Genomic DNA, 14,803 nt, shown 5'->3' with positions numbered 1-14,803 from the left:
GCGAATAAAGGCATGGCCATTGAGCCATGCCTCTTTTCTGTCAATGAATTACAGTAGGCTCAATGCCGCCTGCGGGTTCATTTTCGCCTGGGCAAGAATCGAAGTAGATGCCTGCTGTAGGATCTGGTTCTTAGTCAGGTCTGTTGTTTCTTTTGCAAAATCAACGTCTTTGATACGGCTGTTAGACGCATTAACGTTCTCGTTAACGTTCGCTAGGTTGTTCAGGGTGTGGTTCATACGGTTCTGGAATGCACCCAAGTCCGCACGCTGCTCATCAACCTGTGCGATGGCTGAATCAAGAATATCAACCGCACTCTGAGCGCCTTTTGCTGTAGAAACATCAATGCTAGCAACCGACTCTGTTGTTGTTTTAGATGTATCAATAGCCATATCAACAGCAGCATTAGTACCATCTTTAACAGATACACTTGAAATGCCAGTATTTAGTTTTGCGTTAGTCAGGTCAACGGTAAAATCAACAGTAGTACCTTTCTGTTCAACAGCAGAACCACCACCAGTCAATGTGCCGCCGCCAGCAAGGTTCTCCGTACCATTTGAAGTTGTTACATCAATTGCAGTAGCACCAGTACCACCTGAAATTGTGGCAGCAATATCAAAATCAGACTCACTATTGATATGGATACCACCGGCTCCATCACTTACAGCAGTTATACCTGTACCATCAAGTCCCGCATTAATAGCATCAATTTGTGCAGCATCATCACCATCCATTGTGTTATCAAGCGTTATTGTTTTTCCACCTATATCAAGGGCAATAGTTTGACCTGCTTCAATATCCGCAGCCGATAGACTGACCTGGTTAGGATCAGAGTAACCACCGGTAACCTCAACATCGCTAATACCAGAAATGTTATTAATCTTGTTGGCTAAGTCATCAGCAGTCATGTCTTTGTTGATATCGATTTGATGATCAGTACCACCAAGATTCAATGTCATGCTACCAGAAGTATTCGCATCTCCTGGAGAAATGGTTGTTGATACAGGGCCTGTACCTGCATCAAAGCCACGAGTCGTACGACCAATAGCATGCGCTGAAACATCAGTTAGCGTCAAAGACTGAGTTTCATTAGAGTTAGAACCAATCTGGAACTCCTGAGTGCCGTACGAGCCATCAAGCAGGTTCTGGCCACCGAAAGAAGTCGTATCGGCGATACGGTTTAGCTCTTCCTGTAGGCTGTCTACTTCTTTCTGGATAGCACCACGGTCTTCATCAGAGTTAGAGCCGTTAGCTGCCTGTAGAGACAGGTCACGCATACGCTGCATGATGTTGGTGGACTCCTGCATCGCACCTTCTGCAGTTTGCGCCATAGAGATACCGTCGTTGGCGTTACGCATCGCCACGTTCAGACCGTTAGTCTGGCTGGTTAGACGGTTAGAGATTTGTAGACCCGCCGCATCGTCCTTAGCACTGTTGATACGCAAACCAGAAGACAAACGCTCCATGCTGCTGCTTACGTTGTTAGTTGCTGAACCTAGGTGACGCTGGGCCGTCATCGCTGAAACGTTAGTATTTACGGTAACAGACATATTTCGCTCCTTGTTGAGTTACAACCCAGCCTTAGCGGGGGGTAAATATCTATTTTTGTTTAAGTACTTCTATTAACGGCACGAGCAAAAATACCTTTAGGAATTTTTTTAAAATAATTTTTCGATGGGCGATGGGCGATGGGCGATGGGCGATGGGCGATGGGCGATGGGCGAACCAGATTGTTTGCAAGAGCCTGACCAAATCAAGTTCTTTCTTAGCTCTTCCTAACACCTAGGGCCCGCTCCTCCTAGAACCGGGCTCTCCTTCCTTTCCTCAAAGCGGCAAAACTCTGCCGCTTTAATCCCGAAAGGGGAGGAAAATTATAAGTAGTTAAACAAACTGAGTTGCTTGGTTTGGTTGAAGGCAGCTTGGGAGGCTTGCAGGGCCAGCATGTCTTCGTTTAGCTCGATAATTGCTTTGCTGTAGTCCAGATCTTCCAAGCTTCCTTTGGCTTTATTCAAGCTCAATTCGAAATCTTGGTGCTGGGCCTCATAAGTTTCAAGGGTTTTCAATCCGGTACCGACTTCTGCCCGGCGCTGGTTCATATGAACATACGCAGCATTGAGCTCTTCTATCGAGCGTTGCAAGCCTGCCTTTGCCTCCGGCGAAGATGAGTCATATTCTGAATATTTGATAACGTCGTTCATGGTCTGGAACAGATCGATGGTATCTGTCTTTTCCAGAGTAACTTGGTCACCGTCGACAATCTCGCCGTCCAGTTTGACGGCAAGCTCAGGTTCAACACCAGGAGTATTTGGATACTTAATTCCTTCGGAAGGTATATAAGGCCCAGTTTCGTCAACCGCACCATCATCAGACAAAAGCCTGTAGTTGAGCCCACCAACACCATCATCGGAAAACTCAATGCTATATTCAGCGTCATCTGACGAATTTGAGTTGGTTGCCGAGAGCAAGGTCAAACCAGAGCCTTCTTCTAGCCCTTCATAGTTTGGGCGATAATCTCCAAAAGGGTTGGCAATTTCCTGAAAGACCAGTGAACCTGGCTGGCTGGTTTTGACATGTACCGATGTATCAATACGCGCTTCACGATGACCACTATCACCCTCATAAGATACCGTCCCCCCATTATCAACAAACGGCATCACGTTCACTTGATGGCCGGCAAACACATAGTTACCACCTTCATCCTGAGTATTGGCAAGGTTAAGTAGGCCTTCATACAAGCTTTCCAGCTCACTTTTAAATGCCGACCTATCATCGCTGCCCATCGCACCATTGATCATGCCGATCACTTTTTGCTTGGAGCTATCAATATGGCTTTCTACATTCTTGAGGGAGGTTTCAAGGGTACCCAGACGGTTATTGGCTAGGGTGATAGATTTTTGGAACTGTTCAATTTGTACCAGCTGCTGCTTGTAGTTTTGGGTCGATACCGAGGCAATCGGATCATCTCCGGCGGTTTTGACTCGTTTACCCGTTGCCAGCTGTTCATTAGTGTTGTTTACCGCCCCTTGCTTACGCATAAGATTAGAGGTCAGGTTCTGATACTGGGAAAAGGTTGATACTCGATTGATCATAACGCCTCCAATCCTTAAACCGCACGCAACAGCGTATCAAAGGTTTCGCGGGCCACGCTCATAATGCGGGAGGAAGCCATATACGCCTGTTGGAACTTCATCAGGTTTGCCGCCTCCTCATCCAAATTGACACCGGACACACTGGCAACACGCTCAGTGGCCGCATCAAAATCAAGCTGGCTGATCTGGCCAAACTTCTCGGCATTCATTTTCTGGATACCGACATCTGTAGTGAGTGTCTGGAACAAATCAATGACACTGGAACGGCCATTGTTCATGGTTTTCTCTGTCTGCAGGTGCTGCATTTCCAACAAGTTGCTGTTGTCCCCTTCCGCAGGCTTTGCCCCCAAAGTTACCGTAAAGCTGTCATTGGCTGTCGCACCACTGTTAAGTGCCAACGTTGGCACCGGAGTGTTCGGGGCGCCCTCAAAGTGAATAACGCCATCAGTTAAGGGATAAGCAATACTTGTGCTTGGCGGCAATGCATTGCCCTGAGCATCATAGCCAATCAAGCTGATCGGGTTATCCTGATCATCCAGCACTGATAGTGCATCACCAGTACCATTAATTGCTACACGATAGGTTCCACTAGCTTGCGCAGAAGGTAGCGGCTCTAGATGCGCCGTTCCTTGGTTTGCCTCTGCTGCCGTAACTACCCGCTGGGCGGCAATATCTGATGCTTCTGTGGCATTCATTGCCATCTGAGCCCCACCAAAGCGGACAGGCCGAATGGTAAAGGTTTCATCAGACGGGGCCGCTGATAAATTACTGACGTTAATTTGCATACCATCTGCTTGCAGCACTTGCGGGTCTGTTGCTGCAATTGTTTGGCTCAAGACTTGTTCGCCTTTGGCATTAAACATTTGGTAGCTATTGATTGTCCCATCGGTGCTTGCTTTTAACTGGTAGTCACCCACTTGAAGTTTGGAGACATCATCAATCGCTACGGTCATATCGGCACTACTGCCTACCGGTTTTAGCACCCGCTGTTGCATCGCAATAGGGTCATTAATATCGGCAAACATATTCTTGCCCTGCTCACCTTTCAAATCCAAGCCCTGGCGCTGGATGGTATTTACCTGTCCGGCAAAGCCGACAGCCATCCGTCCAACTTCATCGATGCTGCGCTCGACAACATCACGGCGAAAACCAAACATAGCGCCAAGAATACCGCCCATATTATCGGCATCCAGCGGGGTGGCATTGTGGCCATCATCGACTGCGATTTGTGTCTGCAGCGGGTCAGGCTCGCCGGGAATAACAGTCAGGCGTGAGGATTCAGTGCCTGACACTAGGGTTTGGCCATCACCGATGATCACCGTATTCGCCAGGTTATCTTTGCCTTTAAGTACCGTAACTTTGGTGTACTGTGCCAGTTCATTGACCAGGCTCTGTTGCTGGTCAAACAAATCATTTTTCTCCCCGGCTGGGTTTTCCTGAATACGCTTATTCAAAGTGGCAATTTCTTGCCCTAAGGTATTCACCCGATCAACCGTCGCAACAAGCTGATCATTCACATCCCGCTGCATACCGGCAAGGGTATCGTAGGTGCTATTAACGGTTTGGCTAACCAGAGCAGCATTTTCCAGCACCGCTTTACGTGAACCAAGATCGTTGGGATGGTCAGCGAGGCTTTTCACCGAGTCGTAGTAATCGTTCATGCTGGAGATGGTTTTGCTGGCATTATTGGAAATAAACTCATCCATCACCGCTAGCTGGGCATGGCTCTCATTGGCTTGGTGGAGCTGGGTAGTCGACTGGGTCAATTCACGGGCTGCAAACTGATCATAGGCTCGGCGCACATTGTCAATATAGGCACCGGTTCCATATTGGCTGCCCCCGATCCAATGTGCATCATCGGCTTTTTGCTCTGCACTCTGGCGGCTGTAACCCGGCGTATTAACGTTACTGATATTATGACTGGTAACATTGAGCTGTTTTTGGGAGGTCCTCAGCCCACTCATACCAATATTTAGTAAATCTAACGCCATACACTTATCTCCAGCCAATTCCAACGGCAATCTTCATCACCCATCGAGATAAAAATGCAAAAAATAGGCCAATAAAGTTAACAACAGCGTAAGTGATTACTGTTTGAACAGCATATCTCAAGGAGTAGTTATAGATGTGATATTGAGCAATATATCAAACTGTAGAGAGGTGATGCCGGCTGTATTCACAAACTGCAGTAAGTGAAATATTAATATGACATTTATTCCAATATTCCGTCTTGAATTCTATTTCCCTCTCCCCGTTAAGTACCCACATTAAAAATAATGCCAACCGCATTGAAACTAAAAACCAAAATCAAGCACTTAAATAGTCATTTTATATTTTTTCAGCACAAAACCTCGACTATTACTTTGACTTGAAAACCAATAAACAAATTAGTTATTGATTTTAAAGGAATAAATTCAAAGCCACCAAAAATCACCGTATATCTGAAGCAACCCATTTCATAAGTTTTTTATCTAATTTATATGTATGGAGCCAAAAAACACATAACAGACACAACAACCCAACAAAATGTTAACCCGATCTAACACTAATAATTTAATTAACATTACACTAGATAAACAGTACAACTTGTATATATAATCAACGTATATTCTCAACAAGCAATTTATAGGCGGTAGTTATGAACATAGGACTTGCAACATTGCTCGGCTATGCCATCAAGGAAATTATTGCACCTGTTGTAATGGATAATATTCGGGAAGGAAACCAAGAAAAGGTAGAGACGAATGAAATTCAATCTGCTTTGTCAGAAAGTGAAGATACGTTGAAGATTATTTCTTCAATCGTTGATGTGTTTGTTTAAATTTTATTGACTGTATTATTAAAGTTCTTTCTCCATTAGATCGCTCACCTGATCAAATACCCGCATAACTTTCTCGCTGTACCTCGGATCTGTTGCATATCCAGCTTTGTGGATCTCATTAATAAACGCTTTTGGATCTTGCGTATTTTCTAATGCCACCGAATACCTTGGATTCTGTTTCAAGAACTGCACATAGTCATTGAAACTTTCATCAAAAGAATCATAAGACCGAAATGCAGCCCGCTCCTGAACCGCAATCCCTTGATGATATTCCAATGTTTGTGTTGCCATCTTATCCCCTTTCCAACTCGGATCTGCCTTGATATTGAAAAGGTTATTACTATTACCTGCCGCATTACTGATGACTTTTTTCCCCCAGCCTGTTTCCAAGGCTGCCTGTGCAATCAACACCGCAGGATCAACCCCAAGTACATTAGCCGTACGACGGGCATACGGGGCCATGTGGGTAACAAAAGCTTGCGGAGAGTCGAAACTCTCTGGCTGTTGCTTCGAAACTGGCGCTGCTGACAACGTACTTTCCATGTTACGCTGAGCAATGGCTTTGTTCGCTATCTGGCTAATTTCTGCCTCGCTAATGACCGGCTTTGGCCCTGCAGCAGAATCGCTCTTATCCGGATGACTTTCGGCCCGCCTACCCGCACTGAAATCTTGCCGCTCAAAAGGCAGGTATTTGCCATCTTTGCCTAACTCAATAAATGACTGCCCTTTATCAAGCGTACCGTCACTTTGCTTTACTGAGTCAACATCTTGATGGGCACCGAGTTGCTGGACAATCATATCCGCTAGGCCCAAAGAATTACTGCGACTCAACTCGCTGGCCATCTGCTCATCGTGCATCTGCTCGAAGAACTTGGTATTGCGGCTGCTCATCAGATCCGACTCAAACGCAGAGTTTGCCTCGCGCATTGATTTGAACATCATCTGGGTGAAGATGGCTTCAAACTGCTCGGCAGCCGCCTGCAAACTGGCCTGCTCACCATCTTTACCGGTTTTTACCCCGGCCCGTAGGCGATCAAGGCTTGAGATATCAAGAACAAAGCTGGTATCAGTCGGACTTTTCATCAAGCTCTCCCGTTAGATGATGATCAACTGGCCTTCGATGGCGCCGGCTTGTTTCAACGCTTGCAAAATCGCCATCAAATCGGACGGGGCAGCGCCAACCTGATTCACGGCACGGACCAAATCGTCCAGCGTGATACCCGGCTCGAACAGGAACATCCGCGAGTCTTCTTCGGTCACGGTAATTTCACTGTCTGGCACCACCACCGTTTGACCACCAGAAAAAGCATTCGGCTGACTCGCCGATAGGTTTTCCTTGATAGATACCGTCATTCCGCCATGGGTGATCGCCGCAGGTTTCAGTCGGACATGCTGGCCAATCACAATCGTACCTGTACGGGAGTTAACGATAATTTGTGCGCCGGAATCCGCGGTCTCGAACTCGACATTTTCAATGGTGGATAGAAAAGCAACCCGCTGGCTCACATCACGAGGCGCGCGAACTCTTACCGATGCTGCGTCCATCGCCGAGGCCACGTCAGGACCCAGGAAGCTGTTAATGGCATCGACCATGTTCTGGGCGGTAGAGAAGTCCGGTTCGAACAGGTTGAACGTTAGGAAATCGCCACGGCCAAACGGGTTCGGTACTTCCTGCTCGACAATCGCACCGGAAGGAATGGTGCCGACAGTTGGGGTGTTGCTGACAATACGCGAACCATCAGCGCCATCAGCGGTAAAACCACCCACCACTAGGCTACCTTGGGCAACCGCATAGATGTTACCGTCCAAACCTTTGAGGAAGGTTTGCAACAGTGTGCCACCACGTAGGCTCTTGGCCGAACCTACCGAAGAAACCGTCACATCAATTTGCTGGCCCTGCTTGGAAAACGGTGGCAGCGTCGCATGGACAGCCACAGCAGCGACATTTCGGGTACGGAAACGCTCACCTTCCGGGATGTTAATCCCGAAGTTATTTAGCATGGCACGGAAGCTTTGTTCGGTGTAATACGCCGATGACGATTCACCTGTTCCCGGCAAACCTACCACCAAACCATAACCCACCAACTGGTTGTCACGTACACCGGCAACGGCTGCAACATCTTTAATCCTTGCAGCGTGTGCTTGCGGCAAGGCAACCGGGAGAACCGACAGCATTAACAAGCCAAATAGCACTGATTGTAATAACTTTTTCATGACTTACATCGCCGCATTGAAGAATCGGGCAAACCAACTCGGGGTTTGGGTGTCTTGGCGATCACCGGTTGCCGAGTATTGGATACGGGCGTTGGAGATACGCGTTGATGGAATAGAGTTTTCCGAATCGATATCGTCAGGGCGGATGGTACCGCTTACCCGGATATATTCATCACCACTGTTTAAGGTCAGCCACTTTTCTCCCCTTACCAGCAGGTTGCCGTTGGGCAGGACTTCAATGACTTCGACGGAGATAGAGCCGGAGAAGCTGTTACTTTGATCCGAAGAAAGGCTACCGGAGAATGAGTTGTCATTGGTCAGGGCATAGGACAAATCATAATTGCCAATATTGACCGGACGGCCGCCCAACATGATTGGCTGCATATTCATGTCTGTTGATTTGCCCAAATCCGAACTGGCACTCTTTCGGGCCTGGGTATTTTCTTCAAGTAGAACGGTGACAATATCGCCCAAGCCTGTTGGACGAGAATCGTTATAGAGCCCCATTGAGTTAGTATTGCTAAACAGCGAACCGGTAGAGGTCGCATAATGTTCCGGTTTTTCCGGTGGGCGGACAGATGACCAGTTCGGATCGCCCTGTACCGCATCTTCCCGGGTTCTAACCAAGCCGATAATGCCATCGCTTTGATCTGTAGTGCCTTCTACAGCATCAACATCACTAACAGCACTATCTTGATCCGAGCCCGTATCAAAGTCCTGAACACAGCCCGATAACAATGCCACCAGCAAAACCAGCCAATACTTACCCATACCTTACTCCCTGTTATAGCTGCTGGTTAACGTAGCTCAGCATCTGATCCACGGTTGATATCACCTTGGAGTTCATCTCGTAAACCCGCTGCGCCTCAATCATATTGACCAGCTCCTCAGTGACATTCACATTGGAAGTTTCCAGCATTGATTGACGAACACTGCCAAAACCATCAAGGCCCGGGATCCCTTCCTGTGGATCGCCACTTGCCCCTGTCGGCAAGTAAAGGTTCTGACCAATAGGCTCCAAACCGCCTGGATTGATAAAGTTAGTCAGGTTGATCTGACCCAGCACCTGGTTTTCTTGCTGATCACGAATACGGGCAGAAACTTCACCGTCCGTCCCGACCGTAATCGCCACGGCATTGTCTGGAACAACAATTTCTGGCTCCAAGACATAACCCGCACCCGAGGTCACAATCTGGCCTTCGTTACTGACCGTGAATTGGCCATTACGGGTGTATCCGATATTGCCGTCTGGCAACATCACCTGGAAGAACCCATCACCCTCAACCATCATATCAAGGGCATTGTCAGTGGTTTGGGTATTACCCTGGGTGAACACTTTCTGGGTGGCGACGACTTTCGAGCCAGCCCCCAGCATCAAACCCGATGGCAAGGTGGTATCTTGTGTCGCCTGTCCGCCTGGCTGGTTGATATTCTGGTAGAACAAATCTTCAAAAACCGGACGGCTTTTCTTGAAACCCACAGTGGAGGCGTTAGCTAGGTTATTAGAAACCGTTGAGATATTGGTTTGCTGGGCATCAAGACCAGTCTTACTAACCCATAGAGCTGGATGCATTGGTTAACTCCTCGCTATTATCCGATACGCATTAAAGATGAAGACGCTTTATCCATGTCTTCTGCGGTTTTCATCAATTTGACTTGCATTTCAAAGTGGCGCTGAAGGTCAATCATACTGACCATTTCACCCACCGCATTGACGTTGCTGCCTTCAAGGGCACCACTGAGCAAGGTTACGCCCGCATCAGCTTCCAATCCTTGTGGATTTGGGTTTGTTGGCTTAAACAAGCCATCAACGTCTTTGTACAAACTATTATTTTCAGGGTTAACCAGTTTGATCCGGTTAATGGCCACCATAGCTTCCGGTGGCGCACCCTGCGGCAAGATACTGACCGTGCCGTCTTTTTGGATTTCAATTTTGTTGATAGGGAGCGGTACGAAGATAGGTGCATCTGCTTCACCTAAAATAAGTTGGCCATTGCTGTTTTGCAGCATACCCATCTCATCAATCTTCAGGTGACCTGCTCGGGTATAGGCTTCTTGGCCTGAGGCATCTTGTACGGCCAACCAACCATTGCCTTCAACCGCAACATCCATGGCACGCCCGGTCATTTTTACCGAACCCTGCTCGAAGTTGTTACCCGGACGCTCAGTCATTGAAAAAACGCGGGTCGGCAAACCTTCACCATAAGCCTGCATACTTCTTGCCTGTTGCAGATCTGCACGGAAACCTGTGGTATTAACGTTAGCGAGGTTGTTTGCTGCAACCTGCATGCCGTACATATCTTGTTTGGCGCCACTCATGGCAAGAAATAATGCGCGATCCATCTATGCTGTCCCCTATATCGATAAGCATTAGCAATGCAAAAAGCATACCAGCGATAAAGCTATCGCTAGGGCGCTGATTTTAAAGAAAACAAAGCAAAAAAGGGAGACTAGAGAGAATAAAGGGGAAAAGAGTTGCCGCTTAACTGGCGGTTGTGGTCAAGGAGCGAACAATACTATGTAGCCGGATAACTGCGCCGTCAAAAAAATGGCATAAAAAAAGCCCACAACCGTCTCGCTATGGGCTCAATCTAGGGCAGGTTATAATTAACGGATCTGCAAGATGTTCTGCTGCAGCTGATTATTTACATCCAAAGCACGCGAACTGGCCTGGAAGTTACGCTGAGCGGTGATCAAGTCCACTAGCTCCTGGGTCATGTCGATATTCGATTGCTCCAGCGTACCATTTTTAATCGAACCAAATGATCCTTGTGACGCATCGCCCCATACAGCCGCGCCTGAATCTTGAGTCACGTTCCAAAGCGTACCGCCAAGCTGGGCTAACCCCTGCTCATTAGCCACACGTGCCATAGCGACGCGGCCAATGACCTTGTCTTTGCCGTTTGAGTACGATGCAAGGATGTTGCCGTCAGAATCGATATCGACATTGGATAGGTAGCCCGTCGTCGCACCGTCTTCATCTTCCAGCTTGCGGATTTCAAACGGTGAGGCGTACTGAGTCGGCTCATCATAGTTGAAGATCAGGTTCTGGGTACCATCGGCACCACCAAGCTGAATACCAGCAGACTGGAAATCCTCGGTCTGGAAGTTTGGCGGCGTGGTGATCAACTGGCCACCGGCATCAAATTGCAATTGGTGACCAAAATGGCCGGCACCACTATCAACACCGTTCAAGACATCGAGGGCTTTTTCACCACCACTGTCACTGACCGTGTAGTAGACATTCCACATATTCTCTTGCGCGCCAGGTGCGCTGTCATCCTGCTTCACGTAGTAGGCTGACATTTTCAGCGGGTTGCCTAGCGAGTCATAAATCGTCGATGAGGTCGACTTGTTGTACGAGTCAGGATCATTGAAATCGAACTGTGCGACCTTCGGCGTAGACTCACCGCTTGGCAAATTCATCGAAATGTTCATGTTCTTCGACATATTCGGTTGGCCAAACGTGTCGTCGATTGCCATTGGCTTAGGCTCATAAGATGCAACCGTATTGGTATCCTGGTTCACCTCGTAGCCAAGCAGGTAGTTGTTGTCAGAGTTAACGATCTCGTTGTTGTTGTTAAGGTGAAAGGCACCATTACGCGTCAGGTTGTTGTTGGCAGGCTCTGTCTTGTTCGGCGCTACCGCGAAGAAACCAGTACCCGACACACGTAGATCAAGCGGGTTGTTGGTATAGATACTCGACCCTTCATGGAACTGCTGGGCTACGGTCGCAGTCTGCACACCGCCACCGGTCGTGGTCTTGGAGTTCGAAAAGATGGAGTTGGAGTACACATCAGCGAACTCGGCACGAGACTCTTTGAAGCCATAAGTATTGGCGTTGGCGATGTTGTTACTGGTTGTGTTGAGATCTTTTTGAGCCGCACCCAGGCCACTCAAGGCAATATTCATGCTCATTATTGATTATCCTTTCGCTTGTGCTTTTCCGACCTGAAGTACATCAGCCAAATTAAATTGTTTATCGAGGCCCGCTAGGTTCAGTAGCACCTGGCCGTCCCCTTGCCCCATTACCACGCTGTTTACGTTAGCATGGGTGAATACGTCATAGTTCTGTGTTTCGCCGCCGACAAGGCCCGATACCCGGATAGTGTATTGCCCCTCCGGCATCAATTTGCCCTGCTCGTTCTTGCCATCCCACTCGATATCATGGTCACCGGCACCCTTGGCACCCAAATTGATGGTACGCACCAATTCACCCTGTGGGGTTTCAACGCGCATCATGGCTTGGTCAAGTGAATTGGTCAGACGAACACGGCCACTTAAACCACCTTCTGTTGCTTTCATGCCTGTGGCACTTGGCACCAGTACATCCTGGCCGACCAAGGTCGAGGCCTGAAGCGCCTGATTCGATGTCATGGCGGTATTGAGCAAGCCGAACTGCTCATTCATTTGGTTGATACCATCCACTGTGGCAAACGAGGCCATCTGGGCGATCATCTTGTCATTACCGACCGGTTCGAACGGGTCCTGCTGTGACAACTGCTTGGTCAGTAGGGACAGGAAGTCTTCTTGCTTTAGCTGGTTCTGGCCTGTGACCTTCTGCTCATCCTGAACCTTCTTTTCCTGCATCGACTTTAGCTGATCAAGATAGGAAAGGTTGTTAGAACCCGCACCGTTAATACTGCTCATTGCCGTTTCTCCCTACCTTACTTACCCATCTGCAGGGTTTTCATTAGCATCTGCTTGCTGGCATCTGCCACCTGGACATTGTTCTGGTACGAACGCGATGCTGAAATCATGTTGGCCATTTCTTCCATCACGTTAACATTTGGCTTGTAGATATAACCTTCGGCATTGGCCAACGGGTGATCCGGGTTGTATTCAGCACTCAATGGCTTCTCGCTTTCAACAATTGCCTTGACCTGGACCGGCACACTTTCGCTGCGCTTATAACTGGCACCTTGCAGCTCTGCCGCAAAAACAGGGTGCCTCGCCTTGTAGGTTTCTTCTGCAGAGCTACTGACTGTATTGGCATTGGCAAGGTTACTGGACGTGGTATTCAAACGTACCGACTCTGCACTCATGGCCGATCCCGTTACGTTGAAGATATTAAACAAGCTCATTTATTAATCCCCTCTCAGTGCCTTGCTCAGGTTTTTGAATTTTGCCCCAAGAAAATCCAACGATGCCTGATACTCCAGTGAGTTCTGCATAAATAGGTTCTGCTCTAGCTGAGCATCAACAGTATTGCCGTCACCGGTGTCCGGTTGGGTAGGAACACGGTACTTTTGCTCGCCTGATACCTGTGTAGAGGCAGAAATATGCCGACCGTCAGTACGGCTGAGGCCAACTTTTGCCCCCGAGGTTGCCGCATTGAGGGCCCGCTGGAAGTCGATATCTTTCGCCTTGTACCCCGGCGTGTTGGCATTAGCAAGGTTGCTGGCCAGCGTTTCTGCACGTTTGCCGCGTACGCCGACGGTATGCTGGTGCACACCTAGTGCTTTATCAAAAGAAATGGACATATCTGCCTCCAAAATTCGTTACCAAATAGAAAGCAAAGGCTGTGCCAAAAGTTTTAAGTGAGGGAAATTAGTGGGTTGGAGGGGGAATAGCTCCTAGAACCTAGATCCTAGTTTCTGGGGGGGGGCGGGGTGCGGGAGGTGGTTGTTGAAAAGGCCATTAAGCGTCGAGCAATTTCTTTGCTTTTTGCTCTGCCTAGGTCCAAGGTCCCGTTCTTCCTAGGCCCTTTAAGAGCTTTAGGGCCTAGGTTCTATGCTCCTAAGCCCTTTTATTGCTTTTCCCTGGCCCTAGGACCTTATTTTGCAGGGACCCAAGGCTTATGAGTCGTTGGCCCTATTTTAGCCGGTAGATTATCCCCGGGTTACAACGGATCATCTCAAACTTATCGGTCAGGCCGGTGAGTGATTCCGATGCGCCCAGCAGAAGATAACCGCCTGGGTTCAGGCTGGCTGCCATTTGGTTGAGCACCTTGGCTTTCATCTCCGGCGAGAAGTAGATCAGCACATTGCGGCAGAAAATCACATCAAACTTGCCAAGCAGCGCATAGCTGTCTTTCAGGTTCTGCGGACGGAAGTTCACCATTCGCTTGACCTTGTCATTGACTCTGAGGCGACCATCACCGTTGTCCTCGAAGAACATCCGGCGGCGCTCCATCGATAACCCACGGCTGAGTGCCAAATTGTCGTAAGCACCTGTGCGGCAAGTCTCCAGCATGGTTTGAGAAATATCGGTCGCGGTAATTTGTACACTGCTAGGCAACATCCCAGGCCGGCGGTTCTGCGTTTCCAGCACCGTCATCGCGATAGAATAAGGTTCTTGCCCAGAGGAACTGGCTGAGGACCAAATTTTTATCGGACGTTTATTCGCTGCCAACTCCGGCAAGATGCGGTCAGCCAACACGGTATAAGGATAGGTATCTCGAAACCAAAGTGTTTCGTTGGTGGTCATCGCATCGACTGCAGCAACCCGCAGTTCACGATTTCGACCGGCAATCACCACCTGCAACAGTTCAGAGAGTGAAGATAATGAATACTGACTGACTAAAGGACTAAGCCGGCTTCTTACCAAATACTGTTTACTGTCACCCAGTACAATTCCACACTGGGCTTCTAGGAAACGGCAAAACTCGCGGTATTCCTGATCGTTTATAGTTATAGCTGTCATCTACTGCTCTAGTATGATTGTTCTTTGCTCGAGCCT

The 14,803-nt window shown here is 48.4% G+C and carries 14 protein-coding genes; 1 reads left to right on the top strand and 13 read right to left on the bottom strand.

Going from position 1 to position 14,803, the window contains the following annotated elements:
- Positions 1 to 48 precede the first annotated feature (48 nt).
- The 3 genes from C9J01_RS16920 to flgK form a co-directional block, all read right to left on the bottom strand.
- A complete protein-coding gene (locus C9J01_RS16920; protein ID WP_107299308.1) occupies positions 49 to 1,548 on the bottom strand; it encodes a flagellin in 1,500 nt (499 codons plus the stop codon).
- A 321-nt stretch (positions 1,549 to 1,869) separates the two neighbouring features.
- Entirely contained in the window at positions 1,870 to 3,087 is a 1,218-nt protein-coding gene (flgL, locus tag C9J01_RS16915; protein WP_107299307.1) for a flagellar hook-associated protein FlgL, read from the bottom strand.
- 14 nt (positions 3,088 to 3,101) lie between these two features.
- Positions 3,102 to 5,078, bottom strand: coding sequence for a flagellar hook-associated protein FlgK (gene flgK / locus C9J01_RS16910; RefSeq protein ID WP_107299306.1), 1,977 nt, complete (start codon positions 5,076 to 5,078; stop codon positions 3,102 to 3,104).
- 647 nt (positions 5,079 to 5,725) lie between these two features.
- On the opposite strand from flgK, the gene C9J01_RS16905 reads away from it, so the two are divergent.
- Positions 5,726 to 5,908, top strand: a complete 183-nt coding sequence (locus C9J01_RS16905) for a hypothetical protein (protein WP_107299305.1) — start codon at positions 5,726 to 5,728, stop codon at positions 5,906 to 5,908.
- 18 nt (positions 5,909 to 5,926) lie between these two features.
- On the opposite strand, the gene flgJ is transcribed toward C9J01_RS16905, so the two are convergent.
- From flgJ to C9J01_RS16855, 10 genes are all read right to left on the bottom strand, one after another.
- Positions 5,927 to 6,991: a flagellar assembly peptidoglycan hydrolase FlgJ gene (gene flgJ / locus C9J01_RS16900; protein ID WP_107299304.1), complete on the bottom strand. Its 1,065-nt coding sequence runs from the start codon at positions 6,989 to 6,991 to the stop codon at positions 5,927 to 5,929.
- A gap of 12 nt (positions 6,992 to 7,003) precedes the next feature.
- Positions 7,004 to 8,122, bottom strand: a complete 1,119-nt coding sequence (locus tag C9J01_RS16895; protein ID WP_107299303.1) for a flagellar basal body P-ring protein FlgI — start codon at positions 8,120 to 8,122, stop codon at positions 7,004 to 7,006.
- 3 nt (positions 8,123 to 8,125) lie between these two features.
- Complete coding sequence (locus C9J01_RS16890; protein ID WP_107299302.1) at positions 8,126 to 8,893, bottom strand: flagellar basal body L-ring protein FlgH; 768 nt, start codon at positions 8,891 to 8,893, stop codon at positions 8,126 to 8,128.
- A 13-nt stretch (positions 8,894 to 8,906) separates the two neighbouring features.
- On the bottom strand, positions 8,907 to 9,695 hold the full coding sequence (flgG, locus tag C9J01_RS16885; protein WP_044624008.1) for a flagellar basal-body rod protein FlgG: 789 nt from the start codon (positions 9,693 to 9,695) through the stop codon (positions 8,907 to 8,909).
- A gap of 17 nt (positions 9,696 to 9,712) precedes the next feature.
- Positions 9,713 to 10,465: a flagellar basal-body rod protein FlgF gene (gene flgF, locus C9J01_RS16880; protein ID WP_107299301.1), complete on the bottom strand. Its 753-nt coding sequence runs from the start codon at positions 10,463 to 10,465 to the stop codon at positions 9,713 to 9,715.
- A gap of 264 nt (positions 10,466 to 10,729) precedes the next feature.
- Positions 10,730 to 12,040 carry a flagellar hook protein FlgE gene (gene flgE / locus C9J01_RS16875; RefSeq protein ID WP_107299300.1) on the bottom strand — a complete coding sequence of 437 codons (1,311 nt, stop codon included), beginning with the start codon at positions 12,038 to 12,040 and terminating at the stop codon, positions 10,730 to 10,732.
- Positions 12,041 to 12,046: 6 nt separating this feature from the next.
- Positions 12,047 to 12,772: a flagellar hook assembly protein FlgD gene (locus tag C9J01_RS16870; protein WP_107299299.1), complete on the bottom strand. Its 726-nt coding sequence runs from the start codon at positions 12,770 to 12,772 to the stop codon at positions 12,047 to 12,049.
- Between the two features lie 17 nt (positions 12,773 to 12,789).
- On the bottom strand, positions 12,790 to 13,206 hold the full coding sequence (gene flgC, locus C9J01_RS16865) for a flagellar basal body rod protein FlgC (RefSeq protein WP_107299298.1): 417 nt from the start codon (positions 13,204 to 13,206) through the stop codon (positions 12,790 to 12,792).
- 3 nt (positions 13,207 to 13,209) lie between these two features.
- A complete protein-coding gene (flgB, locus tag C9J01_RS16860; protein WP_107299297.1) occupies positions 13,210 to 13,605 on the bottom strand; it encodes a flagellar basal body rod protein FlgB in 396 nt (131 codons plus the stop codon).
- A gap of 331 nt (positions 13,606 to 13,936) precedes the next feature.
- Positions 13,937 to 14,767: a CheR family methyltransferase gene (locus tag C9J01_RS16855; RefSeq protein WP_107299296.1), complete on the bottom strand. Its 831-nt coding sequence runs from the start codon at positions 14,765 to 14,767 to the stop codon at positions 13,937 to 13,939.
- Positions 14,768 to 14,803 lie beyond the last annotated feature (36 nt).

The organism is Photobacterium rosenbergii (assembly GCF_003026455.1).
GTDB classification, from domain to species: domain Bacteria; phylum Pseudomonadota; class Gammaproteobacteria; order Enterobacterales; family Vibrionaceae; genus Photobacterium; species Photobacterium rosenbergii.
This window is presented reverse-complemented; position numbering and strand designations above follow the sequence as displayed.